18 protein-coding genes are annotated in these 18,296 nt (G+C 71.1%); 5 read left to right on the top strand and 13 right to left on the bottom strand.

All coding sequences use genetic code 11. The annotated features are described in order from the left end of the window. Positions 1–24: 24 nt before the first annotated feature. The 3 genes from BZL64_RS11170 to leuA form a co-directional block, all read right to left on the bottom strand. Positions 25–2,094: an MMPL family transporter gene (locus BZL64_RS11170; protein WP_086768596.1), complete on the bottom strand. Its 2,070-nt coding sequence runs from the start codon at positions 2,092–2,094 to the stop codon at positions 25–27. 142 nt (positions 2,095–2,236) lie between these two features. Beyond that, positions 2,237–2,935: a TerB family tellurite resistance protein gene (locus tag BZL64_RS11165; protein ID WP_086768594.1), complete on the bottom strand. Its 699-nt coding sequence runs from the start codon at positions 2,933–2,935 to the stop codon at positions 2,237–2,239. Between the two features lie 187 nt (positions 2,936–3,122). Beyond that, complete coding sequence (gene leuA, locus BZL64_RS11160) at positions 3,123–4,844, bottom strand: 2-isopropylmalate synthase (protein WP_086768593.1); 1,722 nt, start codon at positions 4,842–4,844, stop codon at positions 3,123–3,125. A 317-nt stretch (positions 4,845–5,161) separates the two neighbouring features. Here leuA and BZL64_RS11150 point away from each other — a divergent pair, with 317 nt between their 5' ends. From BZL64_RS11150 to BZL64_RS11140, 3 genes are all read left to right on the top strand, one after another. Continuing rightward, entirely contained in the window at positions 5,162–6,232 is a 1,071-nt protein-coding gene (locus BZL64_RS11150; RefSeq protein ID WP_086768591.1) for a M4 family metallopeptidase, read from the top strand. Positions 6,233–6,253: 21 nt separating this feature from the next. Continuing rightward, positions 6,254–6,520 (top strand): protealysin inhibitor emfourin, encoded by a 267-nt coding sequence (locus BZL64_RS11145; RefSeq protein ID WP_086768589.1) that lies wholly within the window; start codon positions 6,254–6,256, stop codon positions 6,518–6,520. 68 nt (positions 6,521–6,588) lie between these two features. Further along, positions 6,589–7,926: a GH1 family beta-glucosidase gene (locus BZL64_RS11140; RefSeq protein ID WP_086768587.1), complete on the top strand. Its 1,338-nt coding sequence runs from the start codon at positions 6,589–6,591 to the stop codon at positions 7,924–7,926. Between the two features lie 55 nt (positions 7,927–7,981). Here BZL64_RS11140 and era read toward each other — a convergent pair whose 3' ends face one another. Then, the gene (gene era, locus BZL64_RS11135) at positions 7,982–8,935 is read right to left on the bottom strand and encodes a GTPase Era (RefSeq protein WP_167396121.1); all 954 of its coding nucleotides are present in this window, start codon (positions 8,933–8,935) and stop codon (positions 7,982–7,984) included. Between the two features lie 183 nt (positions 8,936–9,118). Between era and BZL64_RS11130 the strand changes: the two genes are divergently transcribed. Both BZL64_RS11130 and BZL64_RS11125 read left to right on the top strand, forming a co-directional pair. After that, entirely contained in the window at positions 9,119–10,429 is a 1,311-nt protein-coding gene (locus tag BZL64_RS11130; protein WP_086768626.1) for an ammonium transporter, read from the top strand. Further along, positions 10,426–10,764 (top strand): P-II family nitrogen regulator, encoded by a 339-nt coding sequence (locus tag BZL64_RS11125; protein ID WP_086768583.1) that lies wholly within the window; start codon positions 10,426–10,428, stop codon positions 10,762–10,764. The genes BZL64_RS11130 and BZL64_RS11125 overlap by 4 nt, the downstream gene beginning before the upstream one ends. Here the strand turns inward: BZL64_RS11125 and BZL64_RS11120 are convergent. The 9 genes from BZL64_RS11120 to BZL64_RS11080 form a co-directional block, all read right to left on the bottom strand. Next, entirely contained in the window at positions 10,658–11,671 is a 1,014-nt protein-coding gene (locus tag BZL64_RS11120; RefSeq protein ID WP_086768581.1) for a WxL protein peptidoglycan domain-containing protein, read from the bottom strand. The two genes, BZL64_RS11125 and BZL64_RS11120, sit on opposite strands and share 107 nt — an antisense overlap. A gap of 94 nt (positions 11,672–11,765) precedes the next feature. Then, positions 11,766–13,106 (bottom strand): WxL domain-containing protein, encoded by a 1,341-nt coding sequence (locus tag BZL64_RS11115; RefSeq protein WP_208639418.1) that lies wholly within the window; start codon positions 13,104–13,106, stop codon positions 11,766–11,768. Positions 13,107–13,278: 172 nt separating this feature from the next. Continuing rightward, positions 13,279–13,755 (bottom strand): hypothetical protein, encoded by a 477-nt coding sequence (locus tag BZL64_RS11110; RefSeq protein WP_086768579.1) that lies wholly within the window; start codon positions 13,753–13,755, stop codon positions 13,279–13,281. 180 nt (positions 13,756–13,935) lie between these two features. Then, a complete protein-coding gene (locus BZL64_RS11105) occupies positions 13,936–14,289 on the bottom strand; it encodes a cytidine deaminase (protein WP_086768577.1) in 354 nt (117 codons plus the stop codon). 22 nt (positions 14,290–14,311) lie between these two features. Next, on the bottom strand, positions 14,312–14,671 hold the full coding sequence (locus BZL64_RS11100) for an MmcQ/YjbR family DNA-binding protein (RefSeq protein WP_086768575.1): 360 nt from the start codon (positions 14,669–14,671) through the stop codon (positions 14,312–14,314). Position 14,672: 1 nt separating this feature from the next. Beyond that, the gene (locus BZL64_RS11095; RefSeq protein ID WP_086768574.1) at positions 14,673–15,968 is read right to left on the bottom strand and encodes a hemolysin family protein; all 1,296 of its coding nucleotides are present in this window, start codon (positions 15,966–15,968) and stop codon (positions 14,673–14,675) included. Continuing rightward, on the bottom strand, positions 15,965–16,462 hold the full coding sequence (gene ybeY / locus BZL64_RS11090) for an rRNA maturation RNase YbeY (protein WP_086768572.1): 498 nt from the start codon (positions 16,460–16,462) through the stop codon (positions 15,965–15,967). Before ybeY ends, BZL64_RS11095 begins: the two co-directional genes overlap by 4 nt. A gap of 12 nt (positions 16,463–16,474) precedes the next feature. Then, positions 16,475–17,530, bottom strand: coding sequence for a PhoH family protein (locus tag BZL64_RS11085; RefSeq protein ID WP_086768570.1), 1,056 nt, complete (start codon positions 17,528–17,530; stop codon positions 16,475–16,477). Positions 17,531–17,654: 124 nt separating this feature from the next. Next, positions 17,655–18,296, bottom strand: a 642-nt coding sequence (locus BZL64_RS11080) for a carbohydrate kinase family protein (protein ID WP_244205300.1), incomplete at its 5' end; no start/stop codon positions are given.

Below are 18,296 nucleotides of genomic sequence, written 5' to 3'. Positions count from 1 at the left end.
CCGTCGGGGAGGGGCGCCCCCGGTTCAGCCGGCGACCGGTTCACGCGCGGGCACCGGCCGCGGCTCGGGCGCGCGGGACAGCCGGCCCGGCCACCACATCCTCCGCCCCAGCGCCACGCTCGCGCTGGTCACCAGGTAGGTGCGGACGAGGAAGGTGTCCAGCAGCACGCCCACGGCGATGACGAAGCCCAGCTCGACGAGTTGCACGAGGCCCATGTTCGTCAGCACGGCGAAGGTCGCGGCGAGGACCAGTCCGGCGGAGGCGATGACCCCGCCGGTGGTGCGCAGCGCGGTCAGGGCGGCGGCGGCCGGTTCGGCGCCCCGCAGGGACTCCTCCCGCATGCGGTGCATGAGGAAGATGCCGTAGTCCACGCCGAGGGCGACGAGGAACACGAAGGACAGCAGTCCGAGCCCCGGATCGGTCCCCTCGAAGCCGAACAGCGGCCCGAACACCAGCCCGCCGAGTCCGAGCGCGGCACCCCACACCGCGACGACGGCGGCGGTCAGGAGCAGCGGGGCGACCAGGGAGCGCAGCAGGACGACCAGGATGAGCAGCACCGACAGCAGGACGAGCGGCACGACGATCGTCCGGTCGCGCGCGTTGGTGTCCTTGAGGTCGAGCTGCTGGGCGCTGGCCCCGCCGACGTAGGAGCCGTCGAGGCGTTCCCGCAGCCGTTCGATCGTCGCGGTCTCCGCGGCCGTCTGGGGCGGGGCCGCCGCGGTCACGGAGATCTCGGTCCAGCCCCCGCCGGTACGTCCCTCGCGTACGTCGGCGACGCCTTCGGTGGCGCGGATCGCGGCGAGGGTCGCGTCGGTCCGGGCGGCCGGGGTGAGCACGTCGACGGGCTGTCCGGAGCCTTCCGGGTAGGCGCGGCCGAGGGTCCGCATGGCGGCGACGGACTCGGGCCGGTCGACGAAGGCGTCCTCCTGTTTGACCGTGCCGGGCAGGTTCAGGGTGCCCAGGGCGAGCGTGCCGAGCAGTACGGCCCCGCCGGCCAGCACGGTGAGCGGGCGGCGGCCCGCCGAGCCGCCCATCGCGGCGAACAGCGACCGGCGGGCCTTGGGGGTGCTGCCGTAGGCGGGGACCAGGGGCCAGAACACCCGGCGGCCCAGCAGGACGAGGAGGGCGGGCAGCAGGGTGAGCATGGCGACGAGGGCGCAGAGCACGCCGACGGTGCCGAGCGGGCCCATCGCCCGGTTGGAGTTGAGGTCGGCGGCGAGCAGGCACAGCAGCCCGGCGGCGACGGTCCCGGAGGAGGCGAGGACGGCGGGTCCGCAGCCGCGCAGGGCGGCCCGCATGGCGTCCAGGGGCCGTTCGAAGCGGCGCAGTTCCTCGCGGTAGCGGGAGACGAGGAGGAGGGCGTAGTCGGTGCCGGCGCCGAAGACGAGGATGGTCATGATGCCGGAACTCTGGCCGGAGACGGTCGTCCCGAAGGCCTGGTTGAGGCCGTAGGCGACGCCCATGGACAGGTAGTTGGAGACGCCGGCCACCACGAGGGGCACGAGCCACAGGACCGGACTGCGGTAGATGAGGATCAGCAGTACGGCGACGACGGCGACGGTGGTGTAGAGCAGCGGTCCGCCGAGCGACTCGTAGACCTTGCCCGCGTCGGTGGCGAGCGCGCCCGATCCGCCGACCTCGACCGTCAGCTCTCCCTCGCTGTGCGCCTCCTCGCGTACGGCCTCGACGAAGGCGTCCCGCTTCTTCTCGTCGGTGCCGGGCTCGTTGCTCGCGACGGGGTACATGAGTGTGGTGCCGTCGTCGGACGGGACCCCCCGTGGTGTCCCGGTCAGCGTGTGCTCCCCCGCGACCCGCGTGACCTGCTCCTGCGCCGTGGCCCGGTCCGCCGGGGTGAGCCCGCTGTCGCGGTGGTAGACGAGGACCAGTTCGGTGCTCTCGCCGCCCGGCAGCTGCTCCTGGAGCCTGGCGGCCTTGGTGGAGTCGGCGCTCGCGGGCAGGTAGTCGGTGATGCGGTCGTGCTGGACGTCGGCGAGTCTCGCGGCGAACGGCGACACGGCCGCCAGCACCCCGATCCACAGGGCGAGCACCACCCAGGGGATGACGCGCTTGCCCTTGGTCTTTTCGGCCCCCATGAGACGGGCCCTCCCTTCGGCACGGATGTCCGGTGACGGTTCCCAGACTTCCGGCCGGCGGGCGGCGGAGCGTCGCGCGTGAGGGCGAGTTCGGGTGTACCGCGGCGGGTGACCGCGAGGCCGCGTTACTCCCCGGGGAGTATCAGGACGGGGTGCGGGCCGCGGCCAGCAGCCGGGTGACCTCGTCGGCGCGGATGGTGAGGGCCGCGCCGACCGTGGCGAGGACCTCGCGCTCGGCGGGGGTGTAGGGGCCGTCGGCGAGGGCGATGCGGGCGCCCTGGAGCAGGATCGCTTCGCGGCCGACGGGGGCGAGGTGCGGGGCGAGCGGGTCGAGGGCCTCGTGCAGCTCTATGGCCAGCCCGGGGGTGCAGGGTTCGCCGTGGACCCGGCCGGTGTCGGCGGCGAGGGCGTCGACGAGGGCGGCGAGCTGCTCGCGGGTGCAGTCCGGGAAGCCGGCCGCGCGTACCGCGACGGCCGCCGTCTCCAGGGACGTACGGGCGCAGTTGCCGTTCGCGGAGAGGACGGCGAGGGCGACGGTGTGGACGGCGTCGCGGAGCATCGCGGAGAAACGGGTGGTGGTGGGGTGGTCGAGGGCGTCGGTGCCGTAGTGGCGTTGGCAGGAGGCACACTCCACGACCGGGCCGGTCTCGCCGCGCGGCAGGACGGGCAGGCCCAGCAGGGTGAAGCGGCGCCGCCCGGTGAGCCGCTGGTAGTTGCGGTCGCCGCCGCAGCCGGGGCAGAAGAACTCGCCGTCCCCGACGGGTGTCCAGGCGGTGCGGTGGCCCAGCACGCGGGCGAACCCGGTGGCGGCACGGCCGTCTTGTCCCCGTTCTGGCAGCACGTCGCACCTCCGTAACGCCGCGGCAACATCGCCACGCGCTGTCGTGATGTTAGCCACATCATCGAGGCGGAGTCAGCACCCAGTACGAGACCTTTCCGTGACCTCCACGCACGGATGGCCGATATACGACGGAGCCCCGGCCGCCGTATACCGGCGGCCGGGGCCCGCGGACTCCCCGTGAGGGTGATCAGCGCGTAGCGCGGTTGACGGCGGACACGACCGCCTTCAGCGAGGCCCGCGTCGTGTTGGCGTCGATGCCGATGCCCCACAGGACCTTGTCGCCGATCGCGCACTCGATGTACGAGGCGGCCTGCGCCGAGGCTCCCTCGCTCATCGTGTGCTCCTGGTAGTCGAGGAGACGGACGTCGATGCCGATGGACTCCAGGGCGTTGAAGAAGGCCGAGATCGGACCGTTGCCCGAGCCGGACAGGACGGTGTCCTCGCCGTCGACGACCGCTTCCACGGTGAGGGTGTCCACGCCGTCGGTGTCGGTGGTCGACTGCCCGTTGCGTACCTGGATGCGGCCCCACGGGTTCTCGGGGTTGGGCAGGTACTCGTCCTGGAAGGTCGCCCAGATGGCGCCGCCGGTGACCTCTCCGCCCTCGGCGTCCGTCTTCGCCTGGATGATCCGCGAGAACTCGATCTGCATCCGGCGCGGCAGGTCCAGCTTGTGGTCGTTCTTCAGGACGTAGGCGATACCGCCCTTGCCGGACTGCGAGTTGACCCGGATGACGGCCTCGTAGGAGCGGCCGACGTCCTTCGGGTCGATCGGCAGGTACGGCACGGCCCACTCGATGTCGTCCACGGTGACGCCCTTGGCGGCGGCGTCGGCCTCCATCGCGTCGAAGCCCTTCTTGATGGCGTCCTGGTGGGAGCCGGAGAAGGACGTGTAGACCAGGTCGCCCACGTACGGGTGGCGCGGGTGGACCTCCATCTGGTTGCAGTACTCCCACGTACGACGGATCTCGTCGATGTCGGAGAAGTCGATCTGCGGGTCGACGCCCTGCGAGAAGAGGTTCATGCCCAGGGTGACCAGGTCGACGTTGCCGGTGCGCTCGCCCTGGCCGAACAGGCAGCCCTCGACGCGGTCGGCGCCGGCCATCAGCGCCAGCTCGGCGGCGGCGACGGCCGTACCGCGGTCGTTGTGCGGGTGGACGGAGATGACGACGTGCTCGCGGCGGGAGACGTTGCGGCTCATCCACTCGAAGCGGTCGGCGTGGGTGGAGGGCGTCGAGCGCTCGACGGTGGCCGGCAGGTTCAGGATGATCTCCCGGCCGGGGCCGGGCTGGTAGACGTCCATCACCGCCTCGCAGACCTCCAGCGCGAAGTCCAGTTCGGTGTCGGTGAAGATCTCCGGGCTGTACTGGTAGCCGAACTCGGTCTCCGGGCCCAGCAGCTTCTCCGCGTACTCCATGACCAGGCGGGTGCCGTCCACGGCGATCTGCTTGATGTCGTCCCTGGAGCCGCGGAACACGACCCGGCGGAAGACCGGCGCGGTCGCGTTGTAGAGGTGGACGGTGGCGCGCCTGGCGCCCTTCAGGGACTCCACGGTCCGCTCGATCAGGTCCTCGCGGGCCTGGGTCAGCACGGAGATCGTGACGTCGTCCGGGATCGCGCCCTCTTCCTCGATGATCGAGCGCACGAAGTCGAAGTCGGTCTGGCCGGAGGCCGGGAAGCCGACCTCGATCTCCTTGTAGCCCATCTTGACCAGCTGGTCGAACATCCGGCGCTTGCGCTCGGGCGACATCGGGTCGATCAGGGCCTGGTTGCCGTCACGCAGGTCGGTGGAGAGCCAGCGGGGGGCGACGGTGATCCGCCGGCCGGGCCAGGTGCGGTCGGGGATGTCGACCTGCTCGTACTGCCCGTACTTGTGGATCGGCATGGAACTGGGCTGCTGGCGGTTCGCCATGATGCGGTGGCTCCTCAGGGTGTCCGACAAGGACGGCCGACGCATTGCCAAGCTCCGCGGGGAGGGAGTCGGCCTCGACTACAGGCCCTCGCCGCGGCAGCTAAGGAGAAGCAGCCCGAAACGCATAGTGCTCCGCACTTTAGCCGAGCCCCACGGGGCGCGTGGGCCTGTTCCAGTATGCGGGACCGGGCGGACGAACCGGACGAAAAGTGCCGTATACCACTCACCGGCACACCTCAGGGCTGTTTGTCAGCGTATTTCACCAATCATGGTGGCCGGTGGTGACAGGGGGGTCACGCGGTGCGAAGGTGCCGGGCATGACGACTCACGGGGGCCTCGAGCCCGTCTTCTGCACCGTCGTTCCGCCCCATGTCCTCGACCGCCTGGCGCGCAGCGACGACCCCGCACTCTCCGGACCCGCCCGGCGCACCCTGGTGCGCGACAGCGAGCTGCGCTCCCGGCGCCGCGTGACCAGCGAGTTCCGCCTCGCCGCCGCCCCGGCGGCGAAGGCACCGTCGGACCAGCCGCTGCGCACTGTGTACGACGCCGGGCACGGCACGGACCTGCCGGGCACCAAGGTCCGCGGCGAGGGCGAGGACCCGGGCCAGGACGCCACGGTGAACCGCGCCTACGCGGGCCTCGGCGCCACCTTCGAGCACTTCCTCAAGGCCTACGGCCGCCACTCGATCGACGGCGACGGCCTGCCCCTGGACGCCACCGTCCACTACGACCAGGACTACAACAACGCCTTCTGGAACGGCGAGCAGATGGTGTTCGGCGACGGCGACGGCGAGATCTTCGTCGACTTCACCAGCTCCATCGACGTGATCGGCCACGAACTGACCCACGGCGTCACCCAGTACACGGCGAACCTCACCTACTACGGCCAGCCGGGCGCCCTCAACGAGTCGATGTCCGACGTCTTCGGCGCGCTCATCAAGCAGTACACGCTGAGCCAGACCGCCGCCGAGGCCGACTGGCTGATCGGCGCCGAACTGCTCGCCCCGAGCGTGACCGGCCAGGCACTGCGCTCCATGAAGGCCCCCGGCACCGCGTACGACGACGACGTGCTCGGCAAGGACCCGCAGCCCGCGACCATGGACGACTACGTCCGCACCGGCCGCGACAACGGCGGCGTCCACATCAACTCGGGCATCCCCAACCACGCGTTCTACCTGGCCGCCACCGCACTCGGCGGCTTCGCCTGGGAGAAGGCGGGCCAGATCTGGTACGACGTGCTGACCGGTGGCGAGCTGACGGAGAAGGCGTTCTTCACCGACTTCGCGAAGCTCACCGTGAAGGCCGCGCGGGAGCGCTTCGGCGACGGCGGCGAGGAGTTCCAGGCCGTGGAGAAGGCGTGGGAGCGGGTGGGGGTGCGGATCCTGTAGATCCGTACTAGACACGGTCCCATGCGCATTCATGTGAGACGCACGGGCGGGTTCGCGGGCATCGAGCGCGCCGCCGAGGTGGACACCTCGGGGCGGCCCGATGCCCACGAATGGCACGCCCTGGCCGAGAAGGCGGTCGCCGCCGGCCGGGGCACGCCACCGGTCGGCGTGCCGGACGGCTTCAGCTACCGGCTCACGGTGGACGGGACCACGGTGTACTGCTCGGACCCCCGGCTGACGGAGGAGCAGCGGAAGCTGATCTCGAAGGTCCTCAGGGAAGGCGCGTGACCGCTCTCGCGGAGGCGCGTAACTCGTTGTTCCCGCCTGCCCGTTGACTTCCTTACCCGCGAGTACGGATGATCCGGCGCATGGCGATCAACCCGATACCCCAGTTCCCGGACGGCTTCCTGTGGGGCGTCTCGACCTCGGCCCATCAGATCGAGGGTGCGGCGGACGCGCGCGAGCCGTCCGTCTGGGACGCCTTCACCGCCGAACCGGGCCGGATCAAGGACGGCTCCACGGCCGCCGTGGCCTGCGACCACTACCACCGCTACGGCGAGGACGTGGCGCTCCTGGCCGGCCTCGGCGTGGACGCCTACCGCTTCTCGGTCTCGTGGCCGCGCGTCCTGTCGAAGGGCGGCCTCGACTTCTACGACCGTCTGGTCGACGAGGTCTGCGCGGCCGGCGTCCGCCCGGTCCCGACCCTCTTCCACTGGGACCTGCCGCTGGCCTTCCAGGAGGCGGGCGGCTGGCTGGAGCGGGACACGGCCTCCCGATTCACCGAGTACGTGTCGGTCGTGGCCGACCGCCTCGGCGACCGCGTCAAGAAGTGGATCACCGTCAACGAGCCCGCCGAACACACCCTGCTGGGCCACGCCCTGGGCACCCATGCCCCCGGCCGGCAGCTCATGTTCGACGCGCTTCCCGCCGCCCACCACCAGCTCCTCGCCCACGGCCTCGCCGTCCAGGCGCTGCGGGCCGCCGGCGCCCGGGACATCGGCATCGCCAACTCCCACGGGCCCACCTGGCCCGCCTCGCAGGAACCCGCCGACCTGGAGGCCGCCGCCTTCTACGACGTGCTGCTGAACCGCCTCTTCGCGGACCCGCTCCTGCTCGGCGAATACCCCGCAGGACTCGGCGAGTTGATGCCCGGCGACGTGGCGTCCGACCTCAAGGTCATCGCGGAACCCCTCGACTTCTACGGGATCAACTACTACGCCCCCACCCGCGTCGGCGCCCCGCAGGGCACCGAGATCGAGTTCGGCGGGGTGCGTATCCCGGCCGAACTCCCCTTCACCGTGCGGCAGATCGAGAACGTCCCGGTCACCGACTTCGGCTGGCCGGTGGTGCCGGAAGGCCTCACGGAACTGCTCACCGGCTTCAGGGAGCGCTACGGCGACCGTCTCCCGCCGGTCGTCATCACCGAGAACGGGTGCAGCTACCCCGGCATCGACGACCAGGACCGCATCGCCTACCTCGACGGCCATCTGCGCGCGCTACACCGGGCGGTGGAGGCGGGCGTGGACGTGCGCGGCTACTTCGTGTGGTCGCTGCTGGACAACTTCGAGTGGGCGGAGGGCTACGAACGCCGCTTCGGCCTGGTCCACGTGGACTTCTCCGACCCCGGCGTCCTGAAGCGCACGCCCAAGGCGTCGTACGCGTGGCTGCGGGAGGTCCTGCGGGACCAGAGGTGAGGGAAGGGGTGGAGGTCAGCCGACCCCCACCCCGACACACGAACCCCTAGAACCCCTAGAACCCCAGCTTGCGCAGTTGCTTCGGGTCCCGCTGCCAGTCCTTCGCGACCTTCACGTGCAGGTCCAGGAAGACGGCTGTTCCGAGGAGTGCCTCGATCTGTTTGCGGGACTTGATGCCGACGTCCTTGAGGCGCTTGCCCTGCGGGCCGATGATGATGCCCTTCTGGCTGTTGCGCTCGATGTAGATGTTCGCGTGGATGTCGAGGAGCGGCTTGTCGGCGGGGCGGTCCTCGCGGGGGAGCATCTCCTCCACGACGACGGCGATGGAGTGCGGCAGCTCGTCGCGGACGCCCTCCAGCGCCGCCTCGCGGATCAGCTCGGCGACCATCACCTGCTCGGGCTCGTCCGTCAGGTCGCCCTCGGGATACAGCGGCGGGCTCTCCGGCAGCATCGGGACGAGCAGGTCGGCGAGCAGCTGGACCTGCTGGTCCCCGACTGCGGAGACGGGCACGATCTCGGCCCACTCGAAGCCCAGCTCCTTGCCGAGCTGGTCGATCGCGATGAGCTGCTCGGCGAGCGCCTTGGAGTCCACGAGGTCGGTCTTGGTCACGACCGCGACCTTCGGCGTCCGTTTGATCCCGGCCAGTTCCTTGGCGATGAACCGGTCGCCGGGGCCCAGTTTCTCGTTGGCGGGCAGGCAGAAGCCGATGACGTCGGCCTCGGCCCAGGTGGTGCGTACGACGTCGTTCAGCCGCTCGCCCAGCAGGGTGCGCGGCTTGTGGAGCCCGGGGGTGTCCACGAGGATCAGCTGCGCGTCCGGCCGGTGCACAATGCCCCGGACCGTGTGCCGGGTGGTCTGGGGACGGTTGGAGGTGATGGCCACCTTCGTCCCGACCAGAGCGTTCGTGAGGGTGGACTTGCCCGCGTTGGGGCGGCCGACGAAGCAGGCGAAGCCGGCCCGGTGGGTGGCCTCGGCCGGCTGTTCGGATGACTGGGTACGAACGCTCATGCCGCCCATTCTCCCTGATCCACGAAGCCCTGCCGTACAACCGCCCGAGAGCACCCCCGGACGTGAGTTTCCAGAAACCCGTACGCAATGAAACGTCATGGAAACACACCCGTACGCGACCGGAAACGCATGCCCGTGAACCTCTGACGAGCCCCCACACCGTTGGAGACGACCGTGACGCCCGTGACCCTCGCCGCCGCACAGATCGACACCGGCGACACCGCCTGGCTGCTCGCCGCCACCGCCCTCGTCCTGCTGATGACGCCGGGCCTCGCCCTGTTCTACGGCGGCATGGTCCGCACGAAGAGCGTCCTCAACATGCTGATGATGAGCTTCGTGTCGATCGCGCTGGTCACCGTGGTGTGGCTGGCCGCCGGATACTCCCTCGCGTTCGGCCCGGACGCCGGAGGCGGACTCATCGGCACGCTGGAACACGCCGGGATGGCCGGTCTCGGCCCGGACAGCGTGCAGGGCACCGTGCCGACCCTGCTGTTCGCCACCTTCCAGCTCACCTTCGCGATCATCACGGCCGCCCTGATCAGCGGCGCGATCGCGGACCGCGCGAAATTCGGGGCCTGGCTGGTCTTCGTGCCCCTCTGGGCGCTCCTCGTATACGTTCCCGTCGCCCACTGGGTCTGGGGCCCGGACGGCTGGATCCTGAGCAGCCTCGGCGCCCTCGACTTCGCGGGCGGACTCCCGGTGGAGATCACCTCGGGCGCCTCGGGCCTGGCCCTGTGCCTGGTCCTCGGCCCGCGCCTCGGATTCAAAAAAGACGCCATGCGCCCGCACAACCTGCCCATGGTCATGCTGGGCGCGGGCCTGCTCTGGTTCGGCTGGTTCGGCTTCAACGCGGGTTCGGCCCTCGGCGCCAACGGCCTCGCCGCCGCCGCCTTCCTCAACACCCTCACCGCCGGCTGCACCGGCCTGCTCGGCTGGCTCTTCGTCGAGCAGAAGCGCGACGGCCACCCCACCACCCTGGGCGCCGCCTCCGGCGCGGTCGCGGGCCTGGTCGCGATCACCCCGTCCTGCGGCTCGGTCTCGCTCCTCGGCGCCCTGGTCGTCGGCCTCGCCGCCGGCGTCGTCTGCTCCTACGCCGTCGGCTGGAAGTTCAGGCTCAACTACGACGACTCCCTCGACGTCGTCGGCGTCCACCTGGTCGGCGGGGTGATCGGCACCCTCCTCATCGGCGTCTTCGCCGTCGAGTCGATGACCGGCGGCCCCGAGGGCCTGCTGTACGGCGGCGGCCTCGCCCAGCTCGGCAAGCAGCTGGTGGCCGTCCTCGCCGTCGGCGCGTACGCCTTCCTCATGTCGTACGGCATCGCCAAGCTGCTCGACCGCACCCTCGGCTTCCGGGCGGACGAGGAGCACGAGCACACCGGCCTGGACCTTACGGTGCACGCCGAGACCGCATACGATCACGGCGTCCTGGGCCACGGCGCCCCGGTCGGCGCGTCCTCCGTCTCCTCCGCTCAGAAGGTCAAGCCCCAGGCATGAAGCTCATCACCGCGATCGTGAAGCCGTACCGCCTCGACGAGGTCAAGACCGCCCTCCAGGAACTGGGCGTGCACGGCCTGACCGTCACCGAGGCCAGCGGCTACGGCCGGCAGCGCGGCCACACCGAGGTGTACCGCGGGGCCGAGTACCAGGTCGATCTCGTGCCGAAGGTCCGGATCGAGGTCGTCGTCGAGGACGCCGACTCCGAGACCGTCATGGACGCGATCGTCAAGGCCGCGCGGACGGGGAAGATCGGCGACGGAAAGGTGTGGTCCGTGCCGGTCGAGACGGTCGTGCGGGTCCGGACCGGCGAGCGCGGCCCCGACGCGCTCTGACCAGCAGCACCCCGCCCACCAGGCCGGCGAGGAACGCCACCGCCACCACCAGCCAGGGCAGCGCGAGGAACGACGTGCTCGCCGACTCGCGGGTGTCCTTGGCGCTCGCGGTCAGCGTCACGTCCCCCCAGTCGAGCTGGGGCGCGTCCCGCCAGGCCTCGGTGAGCCGGACACGCTGGCCGGGCAGCAGCTCGGAGGGCACCGCGGTCAGGTCACGGGCCAGCAGCGTACGGCCGAAGAGGCCGCGGGCCCGTAGCTCCACCTTCGGATCGAGGGTGACGTTGCCCGTGTTGTGCAGCGTGTAGGAGATCGTCGCCGTGCTGTCGCCGAAGCCGGGGACGAGCGGCCGGTCGTGGCCGAAGCGGACGTCCTCGACGGCCAGCGCGGGCAGCGTCGGGCCGCCGACCTGGAGGTAGACGCGGGCGCCGACGGCCCGCCGCACACCGAGCGCGACCCCGCCGCCGGCCTGCTCCACGCGCTCGTCGAGCGCCACGATCGCGCCCGGATGGTCGCCCGGCTCGGCGTCCGCCGGCACCCGGATCGTGAACGGCACGGTGACGGACTTCCGGCCGGGCACGGTGACCCGGTCCTTCGCCGGCTTCGCCCACGCCCCGACCCCCCGCATCCGCTCCCCCGGCGTCCGTACGGCGAACCCGCCGTCCCGCGCGGTGTTGTAGGCGTCGGCGGCGTACAGCTTGAAGGTGAGGGGCCGGGCCGTCCTGTTGACGACGACGACCTTGTCCTCGATCGTCTGGCCCCGGTCGGCGGACACATAGAAGTACGGCCGCGCGGCGACGGCCGAGGAGACGGGCTGCACGGACCAGCTGCCGTTGTCGGCGGCACGGGCCGGGGCGGCGAGGAGGAGAGACAGAAGGAGCGGCAGGAGAAGGACGTACGGCTTGCGCATGGGTGCGGACCCCCGCGGACATCGGGCACGGCGGGGTGGTCGGGCGGGTGCGGACCCGCGTGCGAGGGTGCGCCCGGCCACCGGTGGACGTGGGTCAGGTGAGCGTCAGGGTCAGGACGCCGGCGTACGTGCCCGGAGGCGTGAACGCCGGTACGTCGAGGGAGAGCCGGGCATCGGCGGTGAACTCGCCGCCGGTGAGCGTGGCGTCGGGGGCGGAGGCCAGGGTCGCCCCCGCCGTGCCCACCACGCCCGCCGAACCGGCCCGGCAGGTGCTCGGGCTGCCCGCGTCGGTCGCGCACGCGGGTGTCCAGCTCAGCTTGCCGGCGTCGATCTTGGCGCCGGGTCCGGTGAAGTCGGTGACCTTGCCGGTCAGCGACCAGCCGGCGGGACCGCCGCGGAAGTCCTTGACCGTCACCGTCTTCAGGGTGCCGGTCGAGGCGCCGCCGGTCCCGAAGTCGACCGCCGACAGCTGGACGGCGTCCCCGGCCTGCGCCATCGACAGGGTGCCCGCCTTCACGGTCGTCGTCAGCTTCTGACTCCCGTCCGGTACGGGCGTGTCGTCGAGGACGACGTAGGCGACGGGCCCGGCGCCCTTGTCCGCGCTCCACGCGCCGCCCTCGTACGCCACCACCCCGGTCGTGGTGCGGTCGGCGACGGCGAGGGAGCCGCTGAAGCCGCCCTGCGCGTTCGCGGTCACGGTGGCCGTGTCCGCGGTCTGGGCGCTCCCGGAGCGTCCGGCGAGGGTGACGGTGGCGCCCGGTGTGAAGTCGCTGCCCGTGACGGTCACCGCGGCACCCGGCGCGCCGGAGGCCGAACCGAGCGAGATGGCGCGGGTGTTGGCGGGCGGGTTGTCCCCCGCCGTGATCGTCTCGGACACCGGCGCGGGCGGAGCGGTCACCGTGCAGGGGGTGTCCAGCTCCAGGATGTAGCTGGTGTGGATGTTGTAGTCGCCGGGCGACAGGGTGATCGCGCCGGGTGCGGTGACGGTGAAGGTGCCGGTCATGGAGAACGACGGGAAGGGGCCCTTGCCGGGCACCGGGTCGTTCTTCTTCGGCCCCGCGACGGTGACGCCGCCGGTCTGCGCCCCGCCCAGGGCGACCATGCCGGTGGGCGTCATGATGTCGGCCGGCAGGGCCAGGTCGGTGGGGTTGCTCGCGGCGGGCTTGACCACCGTGTACGTCACGGTGACCGTGTCGCCGACCTGGGGGGTGGCGTCGTCCACCGTGATCTTCCCGGTGGTGGTGCCGTCGATCGGCGGGATGCCGGCGATGGGCGGCGGGACGCAGTGCGTCGGGAAGTCCACGTCCACCGCCGCGGCGACGGCGGCGGGTGCCGCCAGCGCTCCGCCCGCGGTGACCGCGAGCGCGGTCGCCCCGAGCAGCGCGGTCCAGTGCCGTCTGCGGGATCTTCGGGAACTCTGGGGTGTCGGACCCATGGGTGCCCCCTCCTGAGGGATGCGGGCGCAGCGGCTCGTCTGCGCCGACAGAGGGCATTGAGAAGGGGATCGCGCGAGAAGTCAATGGACTCGGCAGTCTCCACTGACGAACCGTCAGTTTCCTTGTCCCGTAAGGAAACTGACGGCTCCATGGCACTGTTCACTACTGCGCTCAGTCGAACACGAACGGTCCCGGCGACTGCGGCCCGGTCGCCGTGCACGTGACGGTGATCCCGAAGACGACCATCTTCAGGGAGCCCTGATAGAGGTCCAGCCCGTCACCGGCGGCCACGGTCCCGCCGAGCGGTCCGACCACGATCGGGTCCCCGACGGCCATGGCCGGGTTCACGGTGCCGGTGAAGACCCTGGCGGACCCGGTCGAGTTCGCCATCGTGAGCGTGGAGGTGATGCTGTTCGCGCCGATCGCGATCGGCGCGGTGATCGCGGTGGACGACAGCTTCAGGGTGGCGGAGGTGCCGCTCTGGGTGGCCGTGAGGGTGGCCGCACCCCCGCCGAACAGACCGCAGTTCGCGGTGACGGTCGCCGTCGTCGGAGTGACGGCGGCGGCAGAGGGTGCGAGCGCCAGCCCGGTGACCGCGAGGGTCCCCGCCAGCAGTGCCGCACCTGATCCGATTCGCTTGCCTCTCATGGAGTTTCCGGCTCCTTCCCGGATGTGGGGAGACGGACGGCCGACGCGGAACGGGTGGGTGCGGTCACCGGTGCCGAGGGGGAGTGCATCTGACGGTCCGTCGGGTTTTCCGGTTCCATTGACCCGTGGCGACGGACGAACGACAAGGTTGAATTCCGGCCTACCTGCGTGCCGGGCGGCTCAGCCGGCGGAGACGGCCGCCCGGACGACACCGTCGGGCCCGGCCACCAGCAGCGGGGTCCCCGGCCCGCCGAGGTCGGCGACAGCGGCGAGATCCGCCTCGGCGGCGGCCTCCGCGGCGGTCACCACCGCGGCCGCCTCCAACGACTCCGCCCCCGACGCCACCGCCATCGCCACCGCCGTCTGCACCGCGCTCAGCTTCAGCGAGGGCAGATCCACCGTCCCGGCGACATACGTACGTCCCGTCTCGTCCCGCACGGCGGCCCCCTCGGGCACCCCGTTGCGGGCCCGCGCCGAGCGGGCCAGGGTGACGATCTTGCGGTCCTCGGGGTCAAGCGCGTTGATGTCGGTCATGCCCCGAGCATACGAAGGGCTCTCAGGGCCGGTCGAGGCGGAGCCGTTCCGCCCGCGGCAGACCCGCCACGACCAGGTCGTAGGAGTCCTCCACCAGCTCCCGGACCAGCCGCTCCGGGAGGCCGCCGTCGACGGTCACCGTGTTCCAGTGCCGCTTGTTCATGTGATAGCCGGGGGCGATCAGAGCGGGGTGCTCCCCGCGCAGCCGGATCGCGTCCTCCGGGTCGCACTTGAGGTTCACCGTCAGCGGCTTCGCGTCCAGGTTCGTCAGCGCGAACAGCTTGCCGCCGACCTTGAACACCGAGATCTCCGGGCGGAACGGGAACTCCTCCACGACCGCCTCGAACGACAGGCAGAGACCGCGCAGCTCCTCGGGCGTCACGTCACTCCGCTTCCTCGGCCTTCGGCGGCTCCACCGGCTCCACCAGCACCGTCACGATCTTGTTCCGGCGGCCGGCGGCGGCCTCCGCGGTCAGCCGCAGGACGCGGCCGTCGGGCAGCTCGACGGTCGAGGAGGCCCCGGCGATCGGCACCCGGCCCAGCGCCTTCGCGAGCAGCCCGCCGACGGTCTCCACGTCCTCGTCGTCGTACTCCTCCAGCCCGTACAGCTCGCCGAGGTCGGTGATGTCGAGGCGCGCGGTGACCCGGAACCGGTCCTCGCCCAGTTCCTCGACGGGCGGCAGCTCACGGTCGTACTCGTCGGTGATCTCCCCGACGATCTCCTCGAGGATGTCCTCGATGGTGACGATGCCCGCGGTGCCGCCGTACTCGTCGATGACGACGGCCACGTGGTTGCGCTCCTGCTGCATCTCGCGGAGCAGGTCGCCGGCGTTCTTGGTGTCGGGGACGAACGTGGCGGGCCGCATCGCCGTCGACACCAGGTCACCCTCCGCGTCCCGGCTGATGTGCGTCCTGCGGACCAGGTCCTTGAGATACACGACCCCGACGATGTCGTCCTCGCTCTCCCCGGTGACGGGTATCCGGGAGAAGCCGGAGCGCAGGGCGAGGGTGAGGGCCTGGCGGATCGTCTTGTACCGCTCGATGACGACCAGGTCGGTGCGCGGGACCATCACCTCGCGCACCAGCGTGTCGCCCAACTCGAAGACCGAGTGCACCATCCGGCGCTCGTCGTCCTCGATCAGCGACTCCTTCTCCGCGAGGTCGACCAGCGCGCGCAGCTCCGCCTCGGAGGCGAACGGGCCGCGCCGGAAGCCCTTGCCGGGCGTGAGCGCGTTGCCGATGAGGATCAGCAGCGACGGGATCGGGCCCATGATCCGCGCCAGCGGCAGCAGCACGTACGCCGCCGCCGTCGCCGTGTTCAGCGGGTGCTGGCGGCCGATGGTGCGCGGCGAGACGCCCACCGCGACGTACGACACCAGGACCATCACGCCGATCGCGGCCAGCAGCGCGGGCGCCGTGCCCTCGATCGACTTCAGGCAGGCGTAGGTGACCAGCGCCGCCGCCGCCATCTCGCAGACGACCCGGACCAGCAGCGCCACGTTGAGATAGCGGGTCGGGTCGGCCGCGACCTGCGCGAGTTTCGCGCTGCCGCGCCGCCCGGAGCGGACGGATTCCTCCGCGCGGAAGCTGGAGACCCGCGCGAGGCCCGCCTCCGCGCAGGCGGCGAGCCAGGCGACGACGACCAGGGCGATCGCGCCGGAGACGAGGGGGAGGCTCATGACACGGTCGGGGCGGGGGACGGGCCGGTCATGCCCTTCTCCGCACGCCAGCCGTCCACGATGGCCGCCTGGAGACCGAACATCTCGGCCTTCTCGTCGGGCTCCTCGTGGTCGTAACCCAGCAGGTGCAGCACTCCGTGGACGGCGAGCAGCTGCAGCTCCTCGTCCATGGAGTGCTTCGTCGGCGCTTCGTCCCCCTGCTTCTTGGCGACCTCGGGGCACAGCACGATGTCACCGAGGAGGCCCTGCGGGGGCTCGTCGTCGTCCTTCGACGGCGGACGCAGCTCGTCCATCGGGAAGGACATGACGTCCGTCGGCCCCGGCAGGTCCATCCACTGGATGTGCAACTGCTCCATGGCGTCGGCGTCCACCACGATCACCGACAGCTCGGAGAGCGGGTGGATGCGCATCCGTGCCAGGGCGTAGCGGGCGATGTCGAGGATCGCCTGCTCGTCGACCTCGGTTCCGGACTCGTTGTTGACGTCGATCGACATGGTGGTGCTGGTCTACTTCCGCTTGTTACGGCCCTTGTGGGTGCCGTTCTCCGTACCGTTCTCGTTGTCGTACTTCTCGTACGCGTCGACGATACGGCCGACCAGCTTGTGCCGTACGACATCGTGGGACGTGAGCCGCGAGAAGTGGACGTCGTCGAGGCCCTCCAGGATGTCCTGGACCTGGCGCAGGCCGGACTTGGTGCCGCTCGGCAGGTCGACCTGGGTGATGTCACCCGTGACGACGACCTTCGAGTCGAAGCCGAGCCTCGTCAGGAACATCTTCATCTGCTCGGCGCTCGTGTTCTGAGCCTCGTCCAGGATGATGAACGCGTCATTGAGCGTGCGACCGCGCATGTACGCCAGCGGCGCCACCTCGATCGTCCCCGAGGCCATCAGCTTCGGGATCGAGTCCGGGTCCAGCATGTCGTGCAGCGCGTCGTACAGCGGGCGCAGGTACGGGTCGATCTTCTCGTAGAGGGTGCCGGGCAGGAAGCCCAGGCGCTCGCCCGCCTCGACCGCCGGGCGGGTCAGGATGATGCGGTTGACCTGCTTCGACTGGAGGGCCTGGACCGCCTTGGCCATCGCCAGATAGGTCTTGCCGGTACCGGCCGGGCCGATGCCGAAGACGATCGTGTGCTTGTCGATCGCGTCGACGTACCGCTTCTGGTTGAGGGTCTTGGGGCGGATGGTGCGACCGCGCGACGACAGGATGTTCTGCGTCAGTACCTCGGCCGGGGTCTCCGGGCCGTCGCCCGTCCCGTTCTCACTCACCCGCAACATGGCGATCGAGCGTTCCACTGCGTCCTCCGTCATCGGCTGCCCGGTGCGGAGCACCAGCATCATCTCGTCGAACAGGCGCTGGATCATGGCGACTTCTCGCGGGCCGCCGACCACGCTGATCTCATTGCCCCGGACATGGATGTCGGCCGCCGGGAAGGCCGTCTCGATCACGCGCAGAAGGGAATCTCCGGACCCCAGCACGGTCACCATGGGGTGCTGGGCGGGAACGGTGAACTGTGCTCTCGCCTCGCCCTGCGCGGGCGTGTGAGCTGTCGGTGTCTGAGTCATAGGCCGGCCCGAAGGCCTCTACGTCCTCCCGGATGCGTCTCCCCTGCCACGAGGGCAGCCTGGCGATTTCCAGAGTACGCCAGGGGGCTGATATCGCCGTAAGGGTTTTCGAACAGCGCAGGGCTCAGGCCGAGCGGCCGAAACCGATCGTCGGGACCGCCCTGAGGCGAGGGCACGGGGTGGCCTCCTGGGTGGGGAGCAGATCCTCCAGGAACGCGTACCGGCGCAGCGCCTCCGGGTTCTGGCCCTTCACCGACTGCACGCGGCGCCACCACTCGGCGACCTCCGACCAGCCCGGCGCGGACAGCGAGCCGCCGAACTCCTGCACCGACAGCGCGGCGGTCAGGCCGGCGAACGCCAGCCGGTCCGCGAGCGGCCAGTCCGCCAGCGTGCCCGTGACGAAGCCGGCCACGAAGACGTCCCCGGCGCCCGTCGGGTCGAGTGCCTCGACGGCGATCGCGGGGACCTCCGCCGTCTCGCCCGTGCGGCCGTCCACCGCGTACGCGCCCTCCGCGCCGAGGGTGACCACGGCGAGCGGTACGTACTCGGTCAACGCGTGGGCAGCGGCGCGCGGGCAGCCTGCGCCCGTGTAGCGCATGGCCTCCTGCGCGTTAGGCAGGAACGCCTCGCAGTGCTCCAGGTCGGCCAGGCCCGCCAGGTCCCAGGCGCCCGTGTCGTCCCAGCCGACGTCCGCGAAGACGCGGGTCCCGCGGCTCGCCGCCTGCGCGATCCAGGGTGCCCGCTTGCCGGGGACCAGCGAGGCGAC

The sequence above is a fragment of the Streptomyces bobili genome (assembly GCF_002154575.1).
Taxonomy (GTDB): Bacteria; Actinomycetota; Actinomycetes; order Streptomycetales; family Streptomycetaceae; genus Streptomyces; species Streptomyces bobili.
Note: the sequence above shows the minus strand (reverse complement) of the source record. Positions and strands in the feature narration are given on the sequence as shown.